This window comes from Bradyrhizobium niftali (assembly GCF_004571025.1).
GTDB classification, from domain to species: domain Bacteria; phylum Pseudomonadota; class Alphaproteobacteria; order Rhizobiales; family Xanthobacteraceae; genus Bradyrhizobium; species Bradyrhizobium niftali.
Genome location: NZ_SPQT01000001.1, coordinates 797,868 through 822,131 on the forward strand (window position 1 = coordinate 797,868; position 24,264 = coordinate 822,131).

Consider the following 24,264-nt stretch of genomic DNA (forward strand, 5'->3'; position numbering starts at 1 on the left):
TCACCTTGCCCCAATGGCGGCAGCGGCCCGCTTCATAAGCCCGATCTCGTAGGCATTGACGAACACGCCCTCAGGACGCCGCTCCAGCAGGCGCTCCAGGTTCGCCTTCGGGCGGGGAGGGCGGCCGACCTGTACGGACCGGCGCAGCAGCCTTTGGTTTCGGTGATCCGCGGCGGTCAATGTTGCGCTCCATGTCGCGCGCCCAATCTTCACCATCCTTGCGACGGCGAAAGGTCTCTATTAAGATGATAAGATAAGTCGTTGAAATCGCAAGACTATTGTTTTTATGTGGCGCCCATGATGGATTGGAGCGAAAGTCAAAACGCTTCAATTGGTTAGGTGGCCACGTGTGCACCGAAAGATCAACAGAAATCCAGTCACGACCAATGTGAGCGTATGTTTTCGAGAGCAGGGCCTCCGGTTGTGGCAAGACCATTCCGCGGGTTGACAGCCTTGACTACCGGATGTGGATATTCCGTCGGCGCAATCGCTTTCGACAAGGCCGTTATTGCCGAAGGTCGTTTCGCGGAGATAGCGCACCCTAAAGATTCGAACTGGTGCGAAGTCTTCGTCCATCTTGAGCGCGGTGTCGAAGCAGCCCGGATCCGCGGCTGCGTCGCGGATTATCACGCCTATCGTCCGTCGGGCGCTACGGGAGTCGAGCCGGGTGTTGCGCATCAAAAAAGTATCAGTTGCACACTGAAATCGTGGTGGCGTGCCTAAGTACCGGTCGTTACTCTCCCGGCAAGAGGAAGCGCTGAGCAAAATTCAGCCGATAAGGGAACAGGGGCGGACTATTGCAAACCGCACCGGCCTGAAGGGAGCGGATATGGAACCGGACCTGGAAGTTGTCCAGATACGGCGCGGCGAGTCGTTCAAGGCGTGGTCGCACGGCTACCCATTCCACACGGTCCGCTGGCATTTCCATCCCGAATACGAGCTCCATCAGGTTGTGGCCACCAGCGGACGTTATTTCGTCGGCGACTTTATCGGCGAATTCGAGCCGGGTAATCTCGTGCTCACCGGCCCCAACCTGCCGCATAATTGGGTGAGCGATCTGCCGGCGGAGTGCACTATCCCGCTGCGCGGACGCATCCTTCAGTTCAGCGAAGAATTTATCGGCGATCTGATGAAGGTCATGCCCGAGCTTTCGGGCCTTGCCGCGTTGCTGGAATTCTCCCGGCGCGGCGCGCTTTTCACCCGCAGCACAAGCGACGCGCTCGCCCCACTCATGGAGGAGATCGTGACGGCGAACGGCGTGCGCCGGATCGAGCTGTTCATGATGATATTGGGGATACTTTGCCGCGCCCGAAAGGCGCGCCCGCTCTCCAGCCCAAACTACCTGCCCGACCCGTCTGGTTACATGTCTGCTGGCATGAACAAGGCACTTGCCTTCATCCGGAAGAACCTGACGCAACCTTTCGGTGAAACGGAGCTCGCAGCGATCGCCGGTCAGTCGCAAAGCGCATTTTCGCGCTCGTTCCGCCGGCACACGGGCATGTCACTGGTGCAATACGTCAAACGGCTGCGCATCAATCTCGCCTGCCAGATCTTGATGAGCGACGAGCAGGCTTCCATCACCGACATCTGCTTCGAGGTCGGCTTCAACAATCTCTCCAATTTCAACCGGCAGTTTCTGGCCGAGAAGGGCATGCCGCCTTCGCGCTTCAGACGATTGTTGGCGCACAACATCAATGCGGCTCGCGCGGCCTAGCCGGGGAGGAGCAAAGGAGGAGGACCATTGCGGAAGAATGACGCGGACATGCCGATGGCAGTCCGCGACAGGAATCGTCTGTCCAGGATTCTGCGCGGCTTCGGAGCACCGGCGCTCATTGCGCCGTCGGCGACGGAAGCAGCGAAGGCCTGTCTTCAAAAGATCAATGACGGCACTCTAACACCCAGTTCCGGAAAGGAAATCCGAAATGAAAAAGTTCTCTCCGAAAGATGCGGCCACAATTGCCCTGGCCTTGTCGCTGCTCGGCACAACCGTCATGTTTTCGCAGGCCGCAGAGGTGAAGAACGCAACCGTTGCCTTCCTCATGCCGGACCAGGCCTCCACCCGCTACGAGCAACACGACTATCCGGGCTTTGCGGCAGAGATGAAGAAACTCTGCGACAGTTGCAAGGTGATCTACCAGAACGCCAGCGCAGATGCCGCACGGCAGCAACAGCAGTTCAATTCGGTGATTTCGCAAGGCGCCAAGGTGATCGTGCTCGACCCTGTCGACTCGACCGCCGCGGCCTCCCTGGTCAAGATGGCACAGTCGCAGGGCATCAAGGTCATTGCCTATGACCGGCCGGTTCCCGACGCCAAGGTCGATTTCTACGTCTCCTTCGACAACGAAGCCATCGGGAAGGCCATCTCTGAATCGTTGATCAAACATCTGAAGGCGGCCAAGATCACGGCGAAGGAGGGGGAGGGCGTGCTTGAAATCAATGGATCGCCGACCGATGCCGCTGCCGGACTCATCAAGAAGGGTATCCACGCAGGTCTTGATCAGAGCGGCTATCCAATTCTCGCCGAATATGACACGCCGGACTGGGCGCCGCCGAAGGCGCAGCAATGGGCGAGCGGCCAGATCACCCGCTTCGGCAAGAAGATCCTCGGCGTAGTGGCCGCCAATGACGGCACGGGCGGTGGTGCAATTGCCGCCTTCAAGGCCGCAGGCGTCGATCCGGTACCGCCGGTTACGGGCAACGATGCGACGATTGCCGCGCTTCAGCTCGTCATCGCCGGCGATCAGTACAACACGATTTCCAAACCCAGCGAGATCGTGGCCGCTGCGGCTGCTCAGGCGGCGGTGAAATTCCTCTCCGGCGAGACGCCCAACGCGGAAACCACGCTCTTTAATGCGCCGTCGAAGCTGTTCGTGCCGGCGGTCGTCACCCAGGAAAACCTGAAGGCGGAGATCGTCGACAAGAAGATCCAGACGGCCGATCAGCTCTGTACGGGCCGATATGCCGCCGGTTGCAAGAAACTTGGCATAGCACAGTAACTGCGTCTGTCCCGGCCGCTCCCGGCGGCCGGGATGACCGACCAGAGCACGGGCTTGGAAATGACCACGATCTCGGATGTCGATCACCCGCAGGGCGGACTGCGCAAGCCTGTTCTAAGTCTTCGCGGAATTTCCAAGCATTTCGGCGCTGTGTCCGCCCTTACCGACGTCGATCTCGACGTGCATGCTGGCGAGGTCGTGGCGCTTGTGGGCGATAACGGCGCAGGAAAGTCCACGCTCGTGAAAATTCTTGCCGGCGTGCATCAGCCCACCTCTGGAACGATCGCCTTCGATGGCGAACATGTCGTCCTATCCGATCCGGCCGCGGCGCTCGGTCTCGGTATCGCCACCGTGTTCCAGGACCTGGCGCTCTGCGAGAATCTTGATGTAGTCGCAAATATCTTCCTCGGCCGAGAGCTCAATCCAGTGCGGCTCGACGAGGTTTCCATGGAGCTCCGCGCCTGGACGTTGCTCAGCGAATTGTCGGCGCGGATCCCGAGCGTGCGCGAGCCCGTTGCGTCGCTCTCCGGCGGACAGCGCCAGACCGTGGCGATCGCGCGTTCACTGCTAACCGAGCCGAAGCTCATTCTGCTCGACGAGCCGACCGCCGCACTTGGCGTCGCCCAAACCGCCGAGGTGCTCGACCTCGTCGAGCGCGTTCGCGCCCGCGGCCTCGGCGTCATCATGATCAGCCACAACATGGAGGACGTGCGCGCGGTCGCCGACCGGATCGTGGTGCTGCGCCTAGGCCGCAACAACGGCGAATTCGAACCCGACGCCTCCAACCAGGACCTCGTCACCGCAATTACCGGTGCGGACGAAAACTCGGTCTCGCGCCGCGCCAGCCGGCGCCGCGCCCATCAATCGCCGGAGCAGCGGCGATGACCGGCGACACGCAACGGATTTCGACGGCGCGGCCGCTCGACCGCAGTGACGAGCGGGTCAAGCACACGGACACACTTGGGAACATGTTCAGCGCTTTTGTGGACCGCGTGCGGTCGGGCGACCTCGGCTCGCTGCCGGTGGTCGTCGGGCTTATCGTCATCTGTACGGCATTCGAGAGTCTCAACCCCGTTTTTCTGGCGCCGAACAATCTGGTCAATTTGCTGTTCGATTGTTCGACGGTCGGGGTCATCTCGCTGGGCATCGTCTGTATCCTGATGGTCGGCGAAATCGACCTCTCGGTTGGTTCGGTGAGCGGGTTCTCTTCGGCGCTTATCGGCGTGCTTTGGGTCGGTCAGGATTGGCCGGTGGCCGTCGCGATCGTCACGGCGTTGGTACTGGGCGCCGCCATCGGTGCGCTCTACGCGTTTCTTTTCAATCGTTTGGGGATGCCGAGCTTCGTCTCGACGCTGGCGGGCCTGCTGGCGTGGCTCGGCCTGCAGTTGTATCTGCTCGGTTCTTCAGGCTCGATCAATCTTCCCTACGGATCACCGCTGGTCAATTTCGGGCAGATGCTCGTCATGCCGCCGATCGTATCCTATGTGCTGGCGGCGGCCGCGAGCCTGGTTGTGTTCGTGACCGGCTACCGGACGGCCGCGCGCCGTCGGCAGGCGGGACTATCGGCCAGTTCGTCTGGCCGCATGGTGCTGAAGGCGCTGCTGGTTACAATCGTACTCGAATTCATCGTCTATTATCTCAACCTCGGGCGCGGCGTTCCGTGGATGTTCGGTCTGTTCGTCGGCCTGTGCGTGGTCATGAACTACGCGTTGACGCGGACCAAATGGGGCCGCTCGATGTCTGCGGTCGGCGGCAATCGCGAGGCGGCCCGTCGGGCCGGCATCAACGTTCGCCGGGTCTATTCGACCGCGTTCATGCTGTGCTCCACGCTGGCAGCCGCTGGCGGCATTCTTGCCGCAGCGCGGCTGGCATCTTCCAGCCAGCAGGCCGGGACCGGGGATGTCAACCTCAACGCGATCGCAGCCGCGGTCATCGGCGGCACAAGCCTATTTGGCGGTCGCGGCAGCGCCTATTCTGCACTCCTCGGCATCATCGTTATCCAGTCCATCGCGAGCGGCCTCACGCTGCTCGATCTCTCCTCGTCGCTACGGTACATGATCACGGGCGCGGTACTCGCTATTGCGGTCATCGTCGATTCGCTGGCACGGCGCTCACGCCTGTCCCATGGCCGAGCTTGAATAACTCTCACAAGAAGGACCAGCCGTGGCCCAGGAACTTGCAGGAAAAGTCGCCGCGATCACCGGCGCCGCGTCGGGCATCGGTCTCGAATGCGCCAGAACCTTGATCGGGGCGGGCGCGCGGGTGGTTCTGATCGATCGGGCAGAGGAGGCGCTGAGCAGCGCTAGCGTCGAGCTGGGCGACCAGGCGATTCCTTTACGTATCGACCTCACCGATCCTGAAAGCATGGGAACCATGATGTCGCAGGTCCTGGAGAAGGCAGGTCAACTGGACATCTTCCATGCGAATGCAGGCGCCTATGTCGGCGGCGAGGTGCTTGGCGGCGACCCCGACGCTTGGGACCGTATGCTCAACCTGAACGTCAATGCGCTCTTCCGGTCGATTCATGCGGTGCTGCCGCACATGGTCGAGCGCAAGAGCGGCGACATCATCGTCACCAGTTCGATCGCAGGTCTTGTCCCTGTCGTCTGGGAGCCGATCTATACGGCCTCCAAGCACGCTGTGCAGGCTTTCGTGCATACCGTGCGCCGACAGGTCGCCAAATATGGCTTGCGTGTCGGCGCTGTTGCGCCAGGTCCAGTTGTGACCGCGCTCATCAAAGACTGGCCCAAAGAGAAGATCGAGGAAGAAATGGCGGCCGGCGGCTTGATGCAGCCGGTGGAAGTCGCGCAGGCGGTGCTGTTCATGTTGACGCGTCCGAGAAACGTCACCATCCGCGACCTCGTCATTCTACCGCAGAGCAACGATCTATAGCATCTTCCGATCGGCGATCTGGATGTGGCCTCATGACCAAAGAATTCGCTGACCGCTATTTTCTTGGCGTCGATGTCGGCACGGGCAGCGCAAGGGCCGGAGTGTTCGATCGCTCGGGCAGACTCATTGCGAGTGATCGAGCTCCTGTTGCACTTTGGCAGGAGGCCGGAGATATCGTCGAGCAGTCGAGCGAGGATATCTGGCATGCCGTATGCCGCAGCGTGCGTGGCGCGGTGGGGCAGGCCGGCATCGCGCCGGATAGCATCGCCGGCATCGGCTTTGATGCGACCTGCTCGCTGGTGGTGCTGGGCGCGGGGGGCGAGCCGCTGCCCGTCGGCCCGTCCGGCGATCCTGCTCGCAACGTCATCGTCTGGATGGATCACCGTGCAGCCGAGCAGGCCCGCCGGATCAACCAGACAGGCGAGAAAGTCCTTGAGTATGTCGGCGGGGCCATCTCACCCGAGATGGAGACACCAAAACTGTTGTGGCTCGCCGAAAACATGCCCGACACGTTTTCCCGTGCGTGGCAGTTCATGGACTTGACTGACTTTCTGACTTGGCGTGCGACTGGGAGCCTGTCTCGCTCCATTTGTACCGTGACGTGCAAGTGGACCTATTTGGGCCACGAAAACCGCTGGGATGGCAACTTTTTCCGGTCGGTTGGCCTCGGTGTGCTAGCGGACGAGCAGTTCCGCAGGATCGGCACCGAGATCGTACCCGGCGGAACAAGACTGGCGGCGGGTCTGACCGCGGAGGCAGCGGCTGATGTCGGTCTCACGGCCGGAATGCCCGTTGCCGCAGGCCTCATCGATGCACACGCCGGCGGGGTTGGTACGGTGGGCGCACGTGGTACGGCCGGCACGGTGCTCACGCGCATGGCGTATGTCTTCGGAACGTCCGCCTGTACCATGTCAACCACGACGCAACCGTCCTTCGTTCCCGGTGTTTGGGGACCCTATTTCTCTGCCATGGTGCCGGGGCTTTGGCTCAATGAAGGTGGGCAGTCGGCCGCCGGCGCTGCGATTGAGCATCTGTTGCAGATGCATCCGCATTCCACGCAGGCGACACATGCTGCACGTCAGAAGCAGCAGACGCTTGCCGATTGGCTTGCCGCGGAAGTCGAATCACGCGGCGGTGCCGACATGATTCCGGAATTGGTCGGCGAGCTTCATGTTGTCCCCGAATTCCTCGGCAATCGCGCGCCATTCGCGGATCCTGACGCGCGTGCACTGATTGCCGGGCTTGATATGCGCGCGGATCTAGAGAGCCTACTGGCGCTTTACCTTGCCGGATTGTGCGGTCTCGGTTACGGGGCCCGGCAGATCGTTCGGGCCCAGCAGGAAAAGGGCATCGCGGTTGATACGATCGTGGTCAGCGGCGGCGCCGCAAAGAGTCGCCTCGTGCGACAGGTGCTCGCTGATACGACGGGTTTGACGGTCGCCGCGTCGGCATCTCCGGAGGCCGTCCTTCTCGGCTCCGCGATGCTTGGATCAGTTGCTTCGGGTGTCCATGCCAGTCTCGGCGAGGCGATGCAGGCGATGTCGGTCTTAGGGGAAATTCATCAGCCCCAGGCGACTTTGGAAGACTGGACCGATCGGCGCTTCGGAGCCTTTGAGGCCCTGCAGAAAGTCGGCCGGGCCATTAGAGGCGCTTCTTAACTCCCTTCACCAACTCGGCCACGTCCAAAGCATGGTCATGCCGCGCTACCACCTGGCGCGGGACCGCTCCGCCCGCCGCGACCAGCATTCACGTCGCGGGAAAATGCGCCGATTTCCGACTGCCTATCGTAGCGGATGACTCCCCTTTCATCATCGAGACACATATGTCATGATAGAAATACAAATGTATAAGTCGCCTTCAGGGAGGGCTGTCCATGGGTAGGAAAGTCGCATTCATTGCAGCCTTGTTCGGCGCGTTGGCATTGGTCGGTCCGGCACAAGCGCGGGTCGAGGTGCAGTGGTGGCACGCCATGAGCGGCGTCCTCGCCGACCGGCTCAATGAGCTCGTCGAGAAGTTCAACACGTCGCAGGACAAGTACACCGTCGTCGCGGTCGCCAAGGGCAACTACGATGAGGTGACCAACGGGGTGATCGCCGCCTACCGCGCGAAGCGGCCGCCGGAAATGGTGCAGATCGCCGAGCGCGGTTACATGACGATGCTGCTCTCGGGGGCGGTTGTTCCCGTGCAGGACCTGATAGAGCAGAAGGGTTACAAGGTCGACTTTTCGGATTTCATCAAGCCGGTGGCAAGCTTCTGGAGCTACAAGGGGCGGATGTCGGCGATGCCCTTCAACTCGTCGACGCCGATCTTTTGGTACAACAAGGACCACTTCCAGAAGGCCGGCTTCGACAAGCCGGCCGACACCTGGCAGGAGCTGGAGAGCCAGCTTTACACCATCAAGTCCAAGGGGATCAGCGAATGCGGCACGGTGCTGCCGGGCGACTTCTACTGGAGCCTCCTCGAGAACTACAGCGCCATCAACAACCAGCCTTACGGCACGCTTGCAAACGGTTTTGACGGGCTCGGCACCGAGTTCGTCTACAACAAGACGAAGGTGGTCTCGCAAGTCGCTCGGTTGAAGAAGTGGCTCGACGACGGCGTGATGCAGATCGCAGGCCAGGGCTTCAGTCCGGAACAGTTGTTCACGTCGGGACGATGCTCGACGTTCGTCAATTCGACCGCATCGCACGGCAATATCGAACGCAACGCGACCGTCAATTGGAGCGCCACCTTCCTGCCGCACGAGAGCGACATCAATTCGCCTCTCAACAGCACCATCGGCGGCGGAGCCATCTGGGTCATGAGGGGCCACACCCAGGAGCGGTATGACGCCGTCGCGGCCTTTCTGAACTTCCTCGCCCAGCCGGAGACCCAGGTGTGGTGGCATGGCGCGACCGGCTACGTTCCCGCTACCAATCGTGCCTATGCGCTTGCGCGGGAGCGTGGCTACTACAAGGATCACCCAACCAGAGAGATTGCCGTTCTACAGCTTTCACGTGGCACGCCGAACGAGAACTCGCGCGGCTTCCGCTTCGGCAATTTCGTGCAGACGATGCTGGCCCAGCGCCAGGAGGTGGAGGCAGTCTTTGCCGGCCAGAAACAGCCGCAGCAGGCGATGGATGATGCGGTCAAGCGGGGCAACGAGATCTTGCGGCAGTTCGAAAAGCTCAATGCCGGGAAGACACTGGAAACCGAGCGTCCATGACGTTGCGCCTGTCCATCCCGTGGCGTGATACGCGCGCACCCGTGCTTCAGAGAAGGCACGGGGGCCATCAGTCCAAGGCCGGGACGGGCGCGGCGGCCGGCGGATCCCGAACGTCGGGAAAGGTGCGTCGCCGCGAGCAAGAGGCCGGCCTTAAGCGAGCCAATTTCGGCGACGGCCCCGGCCTGCCGACGCTGCTGTTGCTGCCGCAATTGCTGATCCTGCTGTTCTTCTTCTTCATCCCGTCGCTGCGGGCGCTGATGCAATCCGTCTTGCTCAGCGATCCCTTTGGGACCAACGTCCAGTTCGTGTGGTTCGACAATTTCAAGACGCTGCTTGCGAGTAGCGATTACCGCCAGTCGATTACGGTGACGTTCTGGTTCACGGTGGCGCAGAACGTGCTCACGCTGGGCAGCGCGCTTGTCCTCGCCTTTGCCACTGACAGGATTGTGCGCGGCCGTTCGGCCTATCGCACCATCATCCTGTTGCCCTATGCAATTGCGCCCGCGATCGCTGGCATCCTGTGGGCTTTCCTGTTTAATCCGGCGGTCGGCCCGCTCGCGCAGGTGCTGCACTGGGTCGGCATTGCATGGGACCCCAACCTCAATCCGACTGACGCGTTGATCCTGGTGACGCTCGCCGCGTCGTGGAAGCACGTCTGCTACGATTATATCTTTTTGGTCGTGGGGTTGCTCGCGGTACCGGTGTCGCTGATGGAGGCTGCCGCGGTGGATGGCGCCGGTCCGATCCGCCGCTTCGTCTCGATCGCGCTGCCGATGCTCGGGCCCACCGTATTCTTCCTCACGGTGATGAACTTCATATATGGCTTCTTCGAGACCTTCGCCATCATCGACGCGGTCACCAAAGGCGGCCCCGCCGGTGCAACCAACATTCTGGTTTACAAGGTCTTCGTGGATGGCTTCGTCAATCTCGACCTCGGCTCTTCGGCCGCGCAATCGGTTCTTTTGATGAGCTTCGCGCTGATCTGCACGCTGCTGCAATTCCGCTACTTCGACCGCAAGGTCAATTACGGAGTCTAGCCGAATGGTGGAGCGCTCGCCGATCCTCAACATGGTCTGTCACGCGATCCTGATTGCCGGCGCGCTGACGGTCTGCGTACCCCTTTATTTTGCGTTCGTGGCGGGCTCGCTCACCGTGACCGAGGTGCAGAAGGTGCCGTTACCATGGCTCCCTGGAAACCAGTTTTTCGACAACCTGCAACTTGCCTGGAGCAAGGGCAATTTCAGCCGCACCTTCGCCAATTCGATCGTCGTGGCGCTCGGTATCACGGCCGGCAAGATCGTGGTGTCGCTGCTCTCGGCCTTCGCCATCACTTACTTTCGCTTCCGCTACAGGATGCTCGCATTCTGGCTCATCTTCGTCTCGTTGATGCTGCCGATCGAGGTCCGGATCGTGCCGACCTTCGAAGCCGTGGCCAATGCGGCGTTGCCGCTGCAATCGCTCGCCGACATTCTGCATCTGGCGGATCTGTGGGGCTGGATCAGCGGCCACGACGTCGCGATCACGCTCGAATGGAACATGGTCAACACCTATCCCGGGCTGATCCTGCCACTGATCGCCTCGGCGACCGCCACGTTCCTTTTTCGCCAGTTCTTCCTGACGGTCCCGGACGAGCTGTGCGAGGCGGCGAAGCTGGACGGCGCATCGCCGCTGCATTTCTTCTGGAGCATCCTGTTGCCGTTGTCCGTGCCGAACATGGTGGCACTCGCCATCATCCTGTTCCTGTTCGGGTGGAATCAATATCTCTGGCCGCTCCTCTTTACGACCGACAAGGATATGGCAACGGCCGTCATTGCACTGAAGGGCCTGATCCCCCGCTCCGACAGCGAGCCGGCCTGGAATATCGCCATGAGCGGCGCGCTCCTCACAATGTTGCCGCCGGCGCTGGTCGTCCTGCTCTTGCAGCGCTGGTTCATCAAGGGTCTTATCGACAGCAGCAAATAGGGTTCGATCATGGTTTTCATCGCCGGGCATCGCGGCGCGCGCAATCTTTGGCCGGAGAACAGCCTTACGGGCTTCCGCAATCTGTGCGAGGAGGGCGTCGATGCGGTCGAGTTCGACGTCCACCAGAGCGCGGATGGCGGGCTTGTCGTGATCCATGATCCGCTGCTCGACCGCACCACCTTGGATAGCGGCCCGGTTGGCGAGCGCAGCCTGAGACGGTTGACGGCAACGCGCCTTCGCGATGCCGGCGACGAATGCATTCCGACCCTCGGCGAGGTGCTCGGCGTGTTGAGCGAAACGACGCTTGAGCTCCACATCGAGATCAAGACCGATGCGCTCGGCAATTGCTATGCGGGCCTCGAAGCGCGGCTGATCGACGAGATCAAGCGCCGGGGGCTGGAGAGGCGTGCAATCATCACCTGCTTCGTGCCCGGCGTGATCACGACCGTGCGCCGGCTCTGGCCGGAGGCGCAGGTGCTTGCCTCGCTCGACCGCCGTTCGGCGGAGATGATGGGCGGAATCGCGTCCGCGCTGGCACAATTTGCCGCCATTCCCGGCTGCATTGTCGCGGTCGAAAAATCGCTCCTGGGGCTCACATTGCCGCTGGCCCTTCAAGTGCTCGGATCCAAGCGTCTCGGTGCATGGGTGACCAATGAGCCGGAGGATATCGCCTACTGGCTTGCCCAACCGGTGCGGCAGATCACCACCGATCGGCCTGATCTCGCTGTGAGCATTCGGCGCAAGCTTGAAACCGGGCCGGCGCATTCATGATTCCCCGCCGCCGCTTTCTCCTGGGATCGCTGGCGAGCGCCGCGTTGGCGGCGCCCGCCGGGTTCGTGCGCGGAGCGCCACTCTCCTTCAGCGCCGATCCTTTCGCGCTCGGTGTTGCGTCCGGGTGTCCGCGGCCGGATCGCGTCATCCTGTGGACCCGCCTTGCGCCACAACCTCTCGACAGCGGCGGCATGGGCGACGCTGCGGTGGATGTCGAATGGCAGGTCGCCGATGACGAGGCCTTCTCGCGGATCGCCTCCAGCGGCGTCGTGCGGACGACAGCAGAGCTTGCGCATTCCGTGCATGTCGAGGCGACGGGATTGCGGCCCGATCGCGTCTACTGGTATCGCTTCCGCGCCGGTCCGGCGCTTAGCCCGGTGGGACGCACCCGAACCGCGCCGGCCGAGTCCGCGCGCCCGTTCCGTTTTGCCTTCGCATCCTGCCAGCAATACGAGCAGGGCTATTTTGCCGCCTACCGCGACATGGCCGCGCGCGATCTCGATCTTGTCGTTCATCTCGGTGATTACATCTATGAGAAATCCTGGGGATCGCACCACGTCCGCCAGCACGGCGTCGGCATCCCGACGACGCTCGAGGAATTCCGCAACCGCTACGCGCTCTACAAGAGCGATCCCGACCTGCAAGCCGCGCACGCCGCCTTTCCCTGGCTATCAGTCTGGGACGACCACGAGGTGATGGACGACTATGCCAATGATCGCTCCTACACGGTGGGTGACACCGCGCGGTTCCTGAAGATCCGCGCCGCGGCCTATCAAGCCTATTACGAGCACATGCCGCTTCCGCTCTCGGCTCGTCCACGCGGCGCGCACGCCACGATCTACGAACACTATCGCTTTGGCGACGTGCTTGACGTACTGCTGCTCGACGACCGGCAATATCGCTCGGCATCGGCTTGTGTCGGAAGCGGACGCCCGACCTGGGTGAATGACTGTGCAGGCCGAACCGACGAAACGCGGACGATGCTGGGCGAGAGACAGGAGCAATGGCTTGGGGCGCGCCTGCGCGACTGCCGTGGTCGCTGGACGATCGTCGCGCAGCAGACCTTGATGGCACAGGACAAGCGGGAAGGGGATGATGGCGCGCACTTCTGGATGGACGGCTGGGACGGCTACCCCAACGCCCGCCGTCGTCTCCTTGATTCGCTCGTTGCGCATCGCCGCAACCCGATCGTGATCGGCGGCGACCGTCACGCTTTCTTTACCGCCGATCTGAAGCAGGACTTTGCCCGGCCTGATGGCCCGACCATTGCGACCGAGTTCGTCGGCACCTCCATCACTTCGGACGGGCCGAGCGAGAGCAGTGTGCGCAAGGCATTGGCGGAGAATCCGCATCTCGTCTATGCGCGCGGCGACAGGCGCGGATATGCGACCGTCGAGCTCGACGCCCGGCATTGCACAGTGGGTTTCGAGGCGCTCGATGACGTCAGGGACGCCAGGAGCGCCGTGCGCCGGCTGACGACATTTGTGGTCGAGGACGGCGCGCCGGGGGCGAAGGCGGCATGACGAACGACCGCACGGCCTCGCATTTGACGAATGATGAAGGATCGCCTCAAATGATCCGACGTCTGACCATGCTTTAGGCCGCTGCGAGGGGCTGCGCCGTGACTGATCAAACCATCCTGCGGGTGGCCTGGCTCTACTACATGGAGAATCTGACCCAGGCCGAGATCGGCGAGCGGCTGGGCCTGACCCGCGCCCGCGTCAACCGCATGCTGTCGGACGCCCGGCAGACCGGCATCGTCAATATCCGCCTTAACTCCGCCTTTGCGAGCTGCACAGAGCTGGAGCACCGGTTGCGTCGGGAATGCGGCCTCGAGGACGCGGTCGTCATCCCGAGCCCAGAGAATCCGGAGCAGGTCGGAAGCCTGATCGGGATGGCGGCCGGAGCGTATCTGTCGAAAGTCCTCGAACAGAAGCGCCCGCGCATCATCGGTATCGGCTGGGGCGCGACTCTGCGCGAGACCATCCGTTACGTCACGCCGGCGGACTATCCCGATCTCTCCATAGTCTCGATGATGGGCGGGCTGTCGCGCGGACTCGAGCTCAACACCTTCGAAATCGCGGGCGAGCTCGCGCGTCGGCTGCACGCCCAGTGCAGCTATCTGGCCGCGCCCATTTTTGCCAGCAGCCGGCGCTCGCGCGATACTTTCCTGGCCCAGGAGGTCTATCAGGAGGTGCTGAACAGCGTCGAGCGGATCGATCTTGCGCTATTGAGCATGGGAGATCTGACGCCGCGCTCGCTGCTGGTGCGGCACGGGCTGCCGCCGGACGTACGTGCGGAGCATTTGCGGGCCGGAGGCGCCGTCGGCGACGTGCTCGCACAATTTCTCGATAGGTCCGGCCGGCCCATCGATCACGGTATCAACAGCCGTGCCATCGCGCTGCCGCTCGAGAAGTTGGCGCGCGTGCCGACCTCGATGCTGATCGCCGGCGGTCTCAACAAGGCGCCGATCATTGCCGCGGTGCTGCGCGGCCGGATCGGCAAGGTGCTGGTGACGGACGAGAACGCCGCCATCGCCGCGCTAAAACTTATCGACAAGCAGAAATAGCTGCTTTTTTTGCAAACGAACATTGGACCCGCGCTTTCGACGCTGATGCCGGCGTGACCGCCCACCTGCGCCCCAGAGCGCGCAAAAGCATTTGTCACGTCAATCTTACATATGTAATGTAGCCAAAATAATTGCTCAGAGAGGGATGGCGTCGACATGCGCGCTGCGGTGCTTCAGGACATTCGCGATATCCGCATCCTCGATATCCCCGAACCGAGGCCGGTCGCGGAGGACGATCTCATCGTTCGCGTAAAGGCTGTCGGCGTTTGCGGCAGCGACTTGCATTCCTACCTCGAGGGCGGAACGACCGGCCCGACGCGGGTCAGGCCGTTCGTCCTGGGCCATGAATTCTCGGGTGTCCTCACGCCGGATTCGGCGCGCAAAGCGGGGCTATCAGCCGATGCGCTGGTAGCGGTCGACCCTTCCATTCCGTGCGGCCATTGTGAATGGTGCCACCGCGGTCACAGCAATCTCTGCCCCAACGTGAAGTTCCTCGGTTATGCGCCACACAACGGCGCCATGGCCGAATTCGTCTGCGTGCCCAGATCCGCCGTGCATTTGGTGCCCGACAGCATCGATCCGGCCGGTGCAGCGATCCTGGAAACGCTCGGGGTCGCGATCCATGCCATGGATCTGGCGCGTCCGCGACTTCTGGAAACCGTGGCGGTGCTTGGGTGCGGGCCGGTGGGATTGTTGCTCGTGCAACTCGCGCGGCTCGCCGGTGCCGGAAAGATCATCGCGATTGACCCGGTCGAGCAGCGTACCGCGATGGCGTGCGACCTCGGCGCGGATGTGGCGTGCCGCAGCTACGCCGGGGTTGGGGACGTCACCGAAGGCCGCGGCGTCGATCTGGTGATCGAGGCGACCGACTCCTCGCACGGCTTCGAGCATGCGGCGCGCTGTGCCCGTATCGGTGGCCGGGTCGTACTCGTCGGCATTCCCGAGAACAACCAGTACATCCTGAGCGGCGCCGAGTCGCGCCGAAAGGGCTTGTCGATCAAATTTTCACGCCGCATGCCGGAGGTTTACCCGCGGGCCATTGCGCTTGCGCAAACCGGTCGGGTCAAGCTCGCGCCGCTGGCCACGCATCGCTTCTCACTCGACCAGACGCCTGCCGCGTTCGAGCAACAGGTCGCGCGACGAGATGGAATCATCAAGGCGATCATTTGCCCCTAGATTGAGCGCGATCTTGCAAGTGCTTGCCAGATTGACCGCGGCCTCGCGCTACATTCGCGACAACTGTTTCCCAGTATCCGTCCGGTGAAGGCCGCCTTGCCGAATGAGGCGTGTTGTTGAGAACTGTCCTTATGGACAGTGATAGGCGCAGTGCCCAAGTCGAACGGCTTGAGGTGGTGGACACGGGCCGGCGGCGGCGCTGGTCCGAGGACGAGAAGCTCAAGATCGTCCTGGAGAGCTTACAGGCGCCGCGCCAGGTCGCGGCAACTGCGCGGCGGTATGGCGTTTCGCGCTCATTGCTGCTGCGATGGCGACGGTCGTTTCGGCCTGAGCCGAAGGATGCCGCCCATCAAGCGGGCTTCGTGCCGGCAATGGTGGTCGCGGAATCGGGGCCGACGTCTGGTCCGGTCGGGCCGGCCGGCATCGGCGCGATCGAGATCGAGTTTGCGGCGGGGGCTCGGATGCGGATCACGGGTACGGTCGACGCGGCGACGCTGAAGGCCGCCGTGGCGGCGCTGGCGGATGGACGCCTACGGTGATTCCCATTGCGTCGGGCGTGCGGGTGTGGATTGCGACCGGCCACACCGACATGCGTCGCGGCATGAACTCGCTAGGCTTGCTGGTGCAGGAAGCCTTCAAACGAGACCCGCACGGCGGCGACCTCTATGTGTTCCGTGGCAAAAGCGGCAAGCTGATCAAGATCCTTTGGCACGATGGACTGGGCATGTCGCTTTATGCCAAGCGGCTGGAGCGCGGCCGCTTCCTGTGGCCATCGTCGGCTGATGGCGTCGTGACAATCACCCCAGCCCAGCTTGGCTACCTGCTGGAGGGCATCGACTGGCGGATGCCGCAACATACCTGGCGACCGGAGGCGGCGGGCTGATCGCTGGGATTTGAATCGGTGGCGCGATCAGCGGTTCGGACAGAGACCGCGTCTTGTGATTCTCTGGTCGGCGATGGGCGCTGATGATTCTCTTCCCGACGATGTGACTACGCTGCAGGCGATGCTGCGCGCCGAGCGAGCGGCCCGGTTGGCCGCAGAAGCCGAGGCCCAGGCGGGGACCTTGCTGATCGAGAAGCTCAAACTCACGATCAAGAAGCTCCGGCACGAGCAGTTCGGACAGTCCTCCGAGCGAGGCGCATTGCTGGACCAGCTCGAGCTACAGCTCGCCGACCTGGAGGAGAACGCGGCGCAATCTGAGACCGCGGCACAGATGGCAGCCGAGAAGATTGCGGTGCCATCGTTCGAGCGCCGCAAGCCAGCCCGCCGGCCGCTGCCGGAGCATTTGCCGCGGGAGCGCATTGTCTATCCGGTAGCTGCGACTTGCCCATGCTGCGGCGACAGCCGATTGCGCAAAATTGGCGAGGACGTGACCGAGACGCTAGAGCTCGTTCCGCGCCAGTGGAAGGTGATCCAGCACGTGCGCGAGAAGCTCGTCTGCCGAGCCTGCGAAGCGATCACCCAGCCGCCGGCTCCCTCACATCCGATTGCGCGCGGGCGTGCAGGGCCCAAGCTGCTGGCCCATGTTCTGTTTGCCAAGTACGGCCTGCACCTGCCGCTCCATCGTCAGAGCGACGTCTACCAGCGTGAAGGCATCGACCTCGACGTATCGACGCTCGCGGACTGGGTAGGTGCCTCCGCAGCAAGCCTGATGCCTTTGGTCGATGCGATCCGGAGCCACGTCTTCGCAGCCGAGCGCATCCACGCCGATGACACCACGGTGCCAGTCCTGGCCAAGGGCAAGACCCGGACCGGCCGGCTCTGGACCTACGTGCGCGACGACCGTCCGTTTGCCGGTCCAGATCCGCCGGCGGCCGTGTTCTTCTACTCGCCCGATCGTGGCGGTGCGCATCCGGAGCAGCATCTGGCGGGCTATGCCGGACTGATGCAGGCCGACGCCTACGCCGGCTTTGGCAGGCTCTACGAGGCCAATCGCAAGGGCGGCCCGATCATCGAGGCCGCCTGCTGGGCGCACGGCAGGCGCAAGTTCTTTGATCTCGCGCGGCTCAGCAAGGCACCGATCGCGGCCGAGGCGGTGAAGCGCGTCGATGTTCTGTTCGCCATTGAGCGCGAGATCGCCGGTCTTACTGCGCAGGAGCGTTTGCGTGTGCGCCAGGAGCGTAGTCGCCCCCTGATCGGCGAGCTGGAGGCGTGGTTGCGCGAGCAGCGCGCCAAGCTCTCCAGGAACAACGACACGACCAAGGCGATCAATTACTGCCTCAGCCGCTGGGATGCATTTAGCCGCTTCCTAGATGACGGACGGCTTTGCATGTCCAACAATGCTGCTGAGCGTGAGCTACGGGCGGTCGCCATCGGGCGAAAAAATTGGACCTTCGCCGGGTCCGATGAGGGCGGCCGGCGTGCTGCTGCCATCTACAGCCTCATCGCCACCGCAAAGCTCAATGACATCGACCCGCTGGCTTGGCTTGCCGACGTGCTGGCGCGCCTACCGGATCACTCTGCCAAGCGCATTGACGAACTGCTGCCTTGGAATTGGCACGCTCAAAGCGTCGCTCACGCAGCTTGAGCGCCATCAGCCTTCCCGAAAGCGGCCTAGCCGGGGGCCTTCGCCGGATGCGTACGTTTCCCAGGCAAGACGGCCGTTAATTTTCTTGAGCCTATCGGTGCCTCCGGGCGCGCTTGGAAAAGAACGCCAGGCACCGCCTGTCGATTCAAAAAAGGCCTGAGTGGCAGATCGTGCGGCCTTTGCAAGCTCGGAAAGCGAAATTCGAGTTTTGGACACCCGCAATTTTGCCTTCTCGAACATGCTGTTCCGGGCTCTGCGCCCAAAGCCGTAGATTGAGGCGCGTGCACCGAAAGACCAGGAAAACCGTTAGCGGACCAATGCCAGCTACGGGCTTCGGCGGAGTCGGTTCGGCCGACCGGCTGATCCGGCCCAGCAACTGGCGGTTAGTCGGGCCCGCGCCGGCGGGCGAGCATCGTATGCAACGTTGCATCTGGCCGGCGCGCGCCCATCGCCACAGTTTTGGTACAATTTCCGCCGTGCTACTTTCCCGCGCCTGTCGTCAAGCCACTCACAATATAGCGCTCAAGAAAGATGCCGACCAGGACGAGCGGGGCGATTGCCGCCGTCGACAGCGCCGCCATCGACCACCAGTTGATGCCTTGCGAGCCGGTTTGGCTCGCCACGATCACCGGCAGCGTCTTCGCATCCGTGCTGGTGAGGAGGGCCGCGAAGAAGTATTCATTCCAGCACAGCACCAGCGACAGGATGAAAGCGGCGACCATCCCGGGCACAGCAAGCGGCAGGATGATGCGTAGGAACGCACCCCAGGTCGACAGTCCATCGACGAAGGCGGCTTCATCGAGCTCGATCGGGATCGCGTTGAACTGGTCGCGCATGATCCAGATGACGATGGGCAGGACCGAGAGCGTATAGAGCAGGATCAGGCCGAAGCGGGTGTCGAGCAGCGCGAGCGCCTTGTAGAGCACCAGGAAGGGCAGGGCGAGCACGACCGGCGGCAGGATCAGTTGCGACATGAAGAAGAACAGGATGTCGTCGTTGCGCATCCAGGCGAATTTGTAGCGGAAGCGGCTGAGGCCATAGGCGGCGAGCGAACCGAGGATCAACGCGAGCAGGGACGCGCCAACCGAGGTGATGATGCTATTGACGAACCGGCTCGTGAACTCCGCGCGGGCGGTCGAGGTGCCGAACAGCGTGTCTGGCGACAGCCCGAGCGAGCGCCATCCCTTCCAGTCCGGCTGGAAATCGACCCATGGGATCAGATGCGCCTGCGTGACGTCGACTGCCGATTTGAACGACGTCGTCACCGTCCAGTAAATCGGGAACAGGCAAATAAACGTCCAGAACAGGAGCGCGGCATAGATCAGCGCGCGGCCAAGCATCCGCTTGGCGCGCGGGACGGCGGGATGCCGCCGGACGCGCTTCAATGCCAATGTCGACACGCGCGTGAACTCCCTGGTTCTAGATGACTTTCTGCGTCCAACGCTTGGACAAGCGCAGGAGCAGCGTCAGGAGGACGATGATCAGCGCCAGATAGACCATGGCAAGTGCCGTGCCGTATCCTACATTGGAGCGGTCGCGGTACACGCGATAGATGAAACTCGACACGGTGTCGGTGGCGCCCCCGGGCCCGCCGGCCGTTACGTTGATCACGATATCGGCAAGCTTCAGCTTGAAGATGATGCGGATGATGAGGACGGTGATGCTGACCGGCAGCATGATCGGAAACGTGACGTGCCGGAACGACTGCCAGCCGTTGGCGCCATCGACCTTGGCGGCCTCCTGTACCTCCCGCGGCATAGCCTGGAGGCCGGCGAGCAGGATGATCATGATGAAAGGGATCGACACCCAGGCGTCCATCGCCTGGATGCTCAAGCGCGCCATCCAAGGCGAAGCGAAGAACGCAGGGTTCTCCCATCCGAGATAGCGCGCCAGCGTCGCAGCGGGCCCGAAGCGAAATTCGAGGAGCGACTTGCCGATCATCCAGCTCACCGCGACCGGGCTCAGCATCATCGGCAGCAGGAACACGATGCGGAAGAATTTTCGCGCGCGGATCTCGGCGCTGAGCAGGAGCGCGAGGCCGAACGCGATCGCGTACTCACCGAGGACCGCGACCGCGTAGAAGCACATGTTGCCCAGCGCGTTCCAGTAATAGGTGTCGTTGAACATCCCGACGAGATTGTCGAAGCCGCTGAAACGCGGGCCTTCGACCGAGCTGAGATTCCAGTCGAGCGAGGCGATATAGATCCCGAAAATGGTCGGGAAGATCACCACTGCAATGGTGAAGAACACCGCCGGTAGCAGGAACAGCGCGCGCTGGCCGCGCTCGCCGCGGATCAGCACTTGGGCGATGGCGAAGGCGACGGCCCAGATGAGATAGGCGATGAGGATCGGTCGCCAATCGGAGAACCCGGCCGCGGTCGCACCGGTCGTGTGCAGGATCTGGACGAGGAGCACGAGCAGGAAGCCGAGCGACGCCAGCGCGACAAGCGCGCGGCCGACGGTTTTCCGCCTGGCCGGCGCGCGTGCTACCGCGGGCTGGTGGTGCAGGTCGTCGGTCACGGGAGCTGAATTCTGCATGGCAATCGAACTCTGCTGATCCTGAATGACCGGCCGGCCGCCGGGCAAGTTTTCGGCTGGCACCGCGAGAGCGCCGCCAGCCGAGGGTCTTCGTGATGCTCATGCGGCTACACGCCAAGCGAAGCCTTGTAGAGTCCGATCTGCCGCTCGCGGCCGATCTGGTCGGTCAGCTTCTCCCAGGCGGCGGCGATGTTGTTAGCGCCGGTCTGTGCGTCGACCTTGCCGGCAAAAATCTTCGTCAGCTCATCCTCCGCGATGCTGTAGTACTGGAAGATGCCGGGGATACGCGGCTCGACCGCCCGGTTCGGATGATTGTAGGAGCCAAGCTGCGAGTTGAGGTAGGAGGTGATATATTTGCGGTCATAACCCGCGGCCACCCATTCGTCGAACTGGAAGTGGCTGGTGCGGTGGGCCTGAAAGCCCGACGGATACATCACCATCCACAGCGACAGATCCTTGCCGCCGAGATGCGCAGCCGCGCTCCAGGCGGCCTTGTGCTTCTTCTCGTCGCCATTGACCCTGGCCATCACATAGACGCCCCAGCCGAGATAGGCGCAGTTCGGCGCGTGGTTCGGACCGCTGGCGAGCTTGTCCCACTGTCCGGTCTTGGAATTATAGACATCGTCCGATCCCGGCAGGATGTCGAAGCCGACGATATCGCCGATGACCGAGGTGTCGCTCGCCTTGGCGACCTGGCCGATGTCGCCCCACCAGGGGATCATCGAGCCGACGCCGGCGAGAAATTGTTGAAAGCCGGTGGTGTTCGGATCGGCGTTGAGCTGGTCGGCCGGCTCGAACGGCAGCGCGTCAATGACGTCCTGGATAGCGCGCACCCAGGCCGGATTGTTGATGCGCGGCTTCATCGTGTCGATGTCGAACAGCCAGGCCTTGTCGTCGGGATGTTTGGCGTAGGCAGAGGCTCGGCTGCCGAGGAAATAGAAGCCGAAGCCGCCCCAGGGCTTTGGCGCATCGAGATAGCCGAATGCGTTCTGGTTCTTGATCTTCTTGCCTTTGAGGAACTTTGTCACCGCTTGGACCTGCTGCCAGGTTTTCGGTACGCCCCATTCGCCCGTGTTACCGGCGTCCTTCCAGGCCTTGGCAAGGGCTGCGTCGGAGAAGACGTCGGTGCGGTAGTTGAAGTTGTGGCAGTCGCCGTCGATGGTGACGCGATAGGTCTTGCCGTTCCAGGTTCCGACCGGCGGCTTCAGATAGTCGACATAGTCATCGATATCGATTTGCTTTTTGACCCAGTCCGGCATCTCCGATGCGAGGCCTTTGCCACAGACATCGCCCTCGAACGGCGCGCCCATCTCGAGGATGTCGAAATCGACCGTGCTCGTCGCGATCGCCTGCTGAAGCCGTGGGTTGTAGTCGGCTTGAGCGAGATCGATCCAGGAGATTTTCGCGCCTGTATAAGCCTCCCACGGCTTGAGGAAGCCGCGGAACAGGAGATTATGCAGGTTCTGATTGTTGAGTCCCATGAACGAGAGCTCGACGCCCTTGAATTCACCTTCCTTGATGCTCGCCTTGGTCGGGCCGAGGCAGAGTTCACCGACCTTCTGCCAGTCGGCGTCCGTGGGTGCGCCCTTGCCGACACCCGGAACTTGCGTGATCTGCGCGCGTAGGTTGGCCTGCGCCAATGCGAGCTCCGAGAACGTGCCGAGTGCGCCGCTGGTGCCGAGTGCAGCGGCGCTCGCCGCGCCTCTTAGCACCGTTCGCCGGTTCGGCTGGAATGCGGAATGCTGATCGTGATCGTGCTGTTTCACCGCGATACCCTCCCGTTTTTTTACCTTCTTTGCGTGACCTTCTTTCGTGAAGTCCACTTCGCCCATGCACCTCGATGACGTGACATTCGGCGGACTTTCGCGTCCTGGCGATGGTGGCAGAGGCCGGTTCGAGTATGCAACGGCACATATCAAAGTCAACGAATGCGCGTGAACTTGAGGCCGAGCGTGCCGTCGATGCGTGAATGATGAGCGCAGTCCTCGCAATGCCGCGCTGCAAGATGACGGAGGCCGCGCAGCGCCGATCGCCGTCGCGGTGACCGTGAATGAGCAGGTTCCGCGAGCGCGACATCATCTCGACGTCGTATTTGTGTCAGACGCTTCGTGTAGCCGCGTCGTCCAGACGGTTTGAGGTGTTCACCTCAAGCCACATCAGGCGGGATGACGCCCTTCTTGAAGATGAAGCAACCATAGAAGCGCCGCTCTCCGGTCTGGATCACGCAATAGGATCTCTTCGCAAGCTCGTAGAATGCAAAGCGCTCGACTGAGGCCATCGGAAAAGACCGGCCCTGCGCCGCATCGAGCGCGGCTTGGACCTCGCTCTGCACAGGCGGAATTTCGTTAGGCTGGCCGACGATCTCCATACGGGATGCCGGCTTGTCCACGAAGCTGTCGAGCGGCAGCACCGACAGGATCGCGCGCGCGGCGTGGCTTGCGGTGACGTTGTCGATGCGCAACAGTCGCCCCAGCACAGTCTGACGCGCGACCGCGTCGGCCGGAAAGTTCGTGTCACAGAGCACGAGATCGTCGCCATGCCCCATGGACCGCAGTGCATAGAGAACATCGGCATTCAAAAGCGGATCGATCGATTTCAGCATGCGGCGTCTCCCTTGACGAGCTCTGGCTTCTTGGATTGATTGACTATCCAACGTTGCGGAGCCGTGGTCCATATATGTGCGCAGCTGTGCGGCCGCTCAATTGGGTCGCTCCGGCGCACTGGACGTTCCCGAAACGGACGAAATCGTCTCGGGATTGCTTGACAAGCTAACTGAAAGGGGACTGGCGAGGCCTGGCCTTGTCGGCCCCTTTTTATTCCGGTGGAGATGGGGGCTCGGCCGGAACGTTGTGGACTGGATGTTGGATATTATCGAGCGCCGCAACGTCCCTGAGTCAGGCTTTCAACGCCGTTGATTTTCACATCCATGAGCTGGCAGTGGAGGATCCAGATGTGATCCACCGTTTGCAACGCCATTGTCGCGCCGGAACGTGGCGCGGATGGCGGATTTGAAGCCAGCCGCGAAGCGGCGACCGCTTTGACCTGCAGGGCCGGTTCACCGTGTCGGATATCGATCCGGAACTGTTGCACAAGCGTGCGCGCTTCTACATGTGCGCATCCGATGCGATGATGGAAGAGGTGAGCGCGGGTCTCCAGGCATGTGGCGTGCCTGCATTCGAGATCTTCAGGGAACGTTTCCGTTCGCCCGCGCCATCCGCGCTCGACGGCCTCGCGCCGCACCGGATTCATTTCGCTCGCTTGGCCGAACACTGACATGGTCGCCGCAGGTGCCGCTGATTAGCATCCATGCGAGGGCAGAAGGCGTCGGGCTTGCGCTTCCGAGTGGTTGCCGTGTCGGACAATGCGAAAGCTGTTCCGTGCCGATAAAGACCGGCGAGGTTCGTCATTTCGTCGATTGCGCGGATCTGGATGGGGGCATTGCCTGACATGCCAGGCCGTCCTCTTTTCGATCTTGTCATCGACGCATAACGGGGGGAGCGGAAGCCGGGTCCACCAGACCAGGGTTCAGTCGCCTCTTGCGCGCGTAATAATACGCGATTTCATCCGCTCTTCGGCAAAGCGGACGTTGATGCGGGGCGTTAGATTTGGCTGCCTCCCGCTGGCTGG

23 protein-coding genes are annotated in these 24,264 nt (G+C 62.4%); 18 read left to right on the plus strand and 5 right to left on the minus strand.

The genetic code is table 11. The annotated features are described in order from the left end of the window. A complete protein-coding gene (locus tag E4K65_RS46895) occupies window positions 1-180 on the minus strand; it encodes a hypothetical protein (protein WP_167770490.1) in 180 nt (59 codons plus the stop codon). Between the two features lie 649 nt (window positions 181-829). Between E4K65_RS46895 and E4K65_RS03535 the strand changes: the two genes are divergently transcribed. From E4K65_RS03535 to tnpC, 16 genes are all read left to right on the plus strand, one after another. Then, window positions 830-1,714, plus strand: coding sequence for an AraC family transcriptional regulator (locus E4K65_RS03535; RefSeq protein WP_135172919.1), 885 nt, complete (start codon window positions 830-832; stop codon window positions 1,712-1,714). 208 nt (window positions 1,715-1,922) lie between these two features. After that, the gene (locus E4K65_RS03540; protein ID WP_135172920.1) at window positions 1,923-2,996 is read left to right on the plus strand and encodes an ABC transporter substrate-binding protein; all 1,074 of its coding nucleotides are present in this window, start codon (window positions 1,923-1,925) and stop codon (window positions 2,994-2,996) included. A gap of 60 nt (window positions 2,997-3,056) precedes the next feature. Continuing rightward, window positions 3,057-3,881 (plus strand): ATP-binding cassette domain-containing protein, encoded by an 825-nt coding sequence (locus E4K65_RS03545; RefSeq protein ID WP_135173203.1) that lies wholly within the window; start codon window positions 3,057-3,059, stop codon window positions 3,879-3,881. Next, window positions 3,878-5,134, plus strand: coding sequence for a sugar ABC transporter permease (locus tag E4K65_RS03550; protein ID WP_135172921.1), 1,257 nt, complete (start codon window positions 3,878-3,880; stop codon window positions 5,132-5,134). Before E4K65_RS03545 ends, E4K65_RS03550 begins: the two co-directional genes overlap by 4 nt. Before the next feature lie 25 nt (window positions 5,135-5,159). Then, window positions 5,160-5,888 (plus strand): SDR family oxidoreductase, encoded by a 729-nt coding sequence (locus E4K65_RS03555; protein WP_092191293.1) that lies wholly within the window; start codon window positions 5,160-5,162, stop codon window positions 5,886-5,888. Between the two features lie 32 nt (window positions 5,889-5,920). Continuing rightward, entirely contained in the window at window positions 5,921-7,546 is a 1,626-nt protein-coding gene (locus E4K65_RS03560) for an FGGY-family carbohydrate kinase (protein WP_135172922.1), read from the plus strand. A 215-nt stretch (window positions 7,547-7,761) separates the two neighbouring features. Continuing rightward, window positions 7,762-9,093, plus strand: coding sequence for an extracellular solute-binding protein (locus E4K65_RS03565; protein WP_084302198.1), 1,332 nt, complete (start codon window positions 7,762-7,764; stop codon window positions 9,091-9,093). Continuing rightward, window positions 9,090-10,130, plus strand: coding sequence for an ABC transporter permease subunit (locus E4K65_RS03570; RefSeq protein WP_135172923.1), 1,041 nt, complete (start codon window positions 9,090-9,092; stop codon window positions 10,128-10,130). Before E4K65_RS03565 ends, E4K65_RS03570 begins: the two co-directional genes overlap by 4 nt. Before the next feature lie 4 nt (window positions 10,131-10,134). Then, entirely contained in the window at window positions 10,135-11,055 is a 921-nt protein-coding gene (locus E4K65_RS03575; protein WP_135172924.1) for an ABC transporter permease subunit, read from the plus strand. 9 nt (window positions 11,056-11,064) lie between these two features. Then, entirely contained in the window at window positions 11,065-11,826 is a 762-nt protein-coding gene (locus E4K65_RS03580; protein ID WP_135172925.1) for a glycerophosphodiester phosphodiesterase family protein, read from the plus strand. Then, window positions 11,823-13,349: an alkaline phosphatase D family protein gene (locus E4K65_RS03585; RefSeq protein WP_135172926.1), complete on the plus strand. Its 1,527-nt coding sequence runs from the start codon at window positions 11,823-11,825 to the stop codon at window positions 13,347-13,349. Before E4K65_RS03580 ends, E4K65_RS03585 begins: the two co-directional genes overlap by 4 nt. Window positions 13,350-13,447: 98 nt before the next feature. Further along, complete coding sequence (locus E4K65_RS03590; protein WP_209312025.1) at window positions 13,448-14,395, plus strand: sugar-binding transcriptional regulator; 948 nt, start codon at window positions 13,448-13,450, stop codon at window positions 14,393-14,395. Window positions 14,396-14,551: 156 nt separating this feature from the next. Further along, the gene (locus tag E4K65_RS03595) at window positions 14,552-15,571 is read left to right on the plus strand and encodes a zinc-dependent alcohol dehydrogenase (protein ID WP_135172927.1); all 1,020 of its coding nucleotides are present in this window, start codon (window positions 14,552-14,554) and stop codon (window positions 15,569-15,571) included. Window positions 15,572-15,702: 131 nt separating this feature from the next. Then, window positions 15,703-16,110, plus strand: a complete 408-nt coding sequence (gene tnpA / locus E4K65_RS03600) for an IS66-like element accessory protein TnpA (protein WP_135172928.1) — start codon at window positions 15,703-15,705, stop codon at window positions 16,108-16,110. Beyond that, window positions 16,107-16,454: an IS66 family insertion sequence element accessory protein TnpB gene (tnpB, locus tag E4K65_RS03605; protein WP_135172929.1), complete on the plus strand. Its 348-nt coding sequence runs from the start codon at window positions 16,107-16,109 to the stop codon at window positions 16,452-16,454. Before tnpA ends, tnpB begins: the two co-directional genes overlap by 4 nt. Before the next feature lie 73 nt (window positions 16,455-16,527). After that, entirely contained in the window at window positions 16,528-18,099 is a 1,572-nt protein-coding gene (gene tnpC, locus E4K65_RS03610; RefSeq protein ID WP_135173205.1) for an IS66 family transposase, read from the plus strand. A 479-nt stretch (window positions 18,100-18,578) separates the two neighbouring features. On the opposite strand, the gene E4K65_RS03615 is transcribed toward tnpC, so the two are convergent. The 4 genes from E4K65_RS03615 to E4K65_RS03630 form a co-directional block, all read right to left on the minus strand. After that, window positions 18,579-19,439, minus strand: coding sequence for a carbohydrate ABC transporter permease (locus E4K65_RS03615; protein ID WP_135173206.1), 861 nt, complete (start codon window positions 19,437-19,439; stop codon window positions 18,579-18,581). 79 nt (window positions 19,440-19,518) lie between these two features. After that, entirely contained in the window at window positions 19,519-20,637 is a 1,119-nt protein-coding gene (locus E4K65_RS03620; RefSeq protein WP_135172930.1) for a carbohydrate ABC transporter permease, read from the minus strand. A gap of 107 nt (window positions 20,638-20,744) precedes the next feature. Continuing rightward, window positions 20,745-22,403: a type 2 periplasmic-binding domain-containing protein gene (locus E4K65_RS03625; protein WP_027544853.1), complete on the minus strand. Its 1,659-nt coding sequence runs from the start codon at window positions 22,401-22,403 to the stop codon at window positions 20,745-20,747. A 380-nt stretch (window positions 22,404-22,783) separates the two neighbouring features. After that, a complete protein-coding gene (locus tag E4K65_RS03630; protein ID WP_027544854.1) occupies window positions 22,784-23,239 on the minus strand; it encodes an RbsD/FucU family protein in 456 nt (151 codons plus the stop codon). 458 nt (window positions 23,240-23,697) lie between these two features. Here E4K65_RS03630 and E4K65_RS46900 point away from each other — a divergent pair, with 458 nt between their 5' ends. Both E4K65_RS46900 and E4K65_RS46905 read left to right on the plus strand, forming a co-directional pair. Further along, window positions 23,698-23,910: a hypothetical protein gene (locus tag E4K65_RS46900; protein WP_167770491.1), complete on the plus strand. Its 213-nt coding sequence runs from the start codon at window positions 23,698-23,700 to the stop codon at window positions 23,908-23,910. Between the two features lie 14 nt (window positions 23,911-23,924). Then, window positions 23,925-24,083 carry a 2Fe-2S iron-sulfur cluster-binding protein gene (locus tag E4K65_RS46905; RefSeq protein ID WP_167770492.1) on the plus strand — a complete coding sequence of 53 codons (159 nt, stop codon included), beginning with the start codon at window positions 23,925-23,927 and terminating at the stop codon, window positions 24,081-24,083. Window positions 24,084-24,264 lie beyond the last annotated feature (181 nt).

Excerpts from the sequence above, each read along its gene's own strand:
- E4K65_RS03535 (WP_135172919.1), top strand. The coding sequence starts at position 830 with ATGGAACCGGACCTGGAAGTTGTCCAGATACGGCGCGGCGAGTCGTTC.
- E4K65_RS03540 (WP_135172920.1), top strand. The coding sequence starts at position 1,923 with ATGAAAAAGTTCTCTCCGAAAGATGCGGCCACAATTGCCCTGGCCTTG.
- E4K65_RS03545 (WP_135173203.1), top strand. The coding sequence starts at position 3,057 with ATGACCACGATCTCGGATGTCGATCACCCGCAGGGCGGACTGCGCAAG.
- E4K65_RS03550 (WP_135172921.1), top strand. The coding sequence starts at position 3,878 with ATGACCGGCGACACGCAACGGATTTCGACGGCGCGGCCGCTCGACCGC.
- E4K65_RS03560 (WP_135172922.1), top strand. The coding sequence starts at position 5,921 with ATGACCAAAGAATTCGCTGACCGCTATTTTCTTGGCGTCGATGTCGGC.
- E4K65_RS03565 (WP_084302198.1), top strand. The coding sequence starts at position 7,762 with ATGGGTAGGAAAGTCGCATTCATTGCAGCCTTGTTCGGCGCGTTGGCA.
- E4K65_RS03570 (WP_135172923.1), top strand. The coding sequence starts at position 9,090 with ATGACGTTGCGCCTGTCCATCCCGTGGCGTGATACGCGCGCACCCGTG.
- E4K65_RS03575 (WP_135172924.1), top strand. The coding sequence starts at position 10,135 with ATGGTGGAGCGCTCGCCGATCCTCAACATGGTCTGTCACGCGATCCTG.
- E4K65_RS03580 (WP_135172925.1), top strand. The coding sequence starts at position 11,065 with ATGGTTTTCATCGCCGGGCATCGCGGCGCGCGCAATCTTTGGCCGGAG.
- E4K65_RS03585 (WP_135172926.1), top strand. The coding sequence starts at position 11,823 with ATGATTCCCCGCCGCCGCTTTCTCCTGGGATCGCTGGCGAGCGCCGCG.
- E4K65_RS03595 (WP_135172927.1), top strand. The coding sequence starts at position 14,552 with ATGCGCGCTGCGGTGCTTCAGGACATTCGCGATATCCGCATCCTCGAT.
- tnpA (WP_135172928.1), top strand. The coding sequence starts at position 15,703 with ATGGACAGTGATAGGCGCAGTGCCCAAGTCGAACGGCTTGAGGTGGTG.
- tnpC (WP_135173205.1), top strand. The coding sequence starts at position 16,528 with ATGGGCGCTGATGATTCTCTTCCCGACGATGTGACTACGCTGCAGGCG.
- E4K65_RS03615 (WP_135173206.1), bottom strand. The coding sequence starts at position 19,439 with ATGCTTGGCCGCGCGCTGATCTATGCCGCGCTCCTGTTCTGGACGTTT.
- E4K65_RS03620 (WP_135172930.1), bottom strand. The coding sequence starts at position 20,637 with ATGCAGAATTCAGCTCCCGTGACCGACGACCTGCACCACCAGCCCGCG.
- E4K65_RS03630 (WP_027544854.1), bottom strand. The coding sequence starts at position 23,239 with ATGCTGAAATCGATCGATCCGCTTTTGAATGCCGATGTTCTCTATGCA.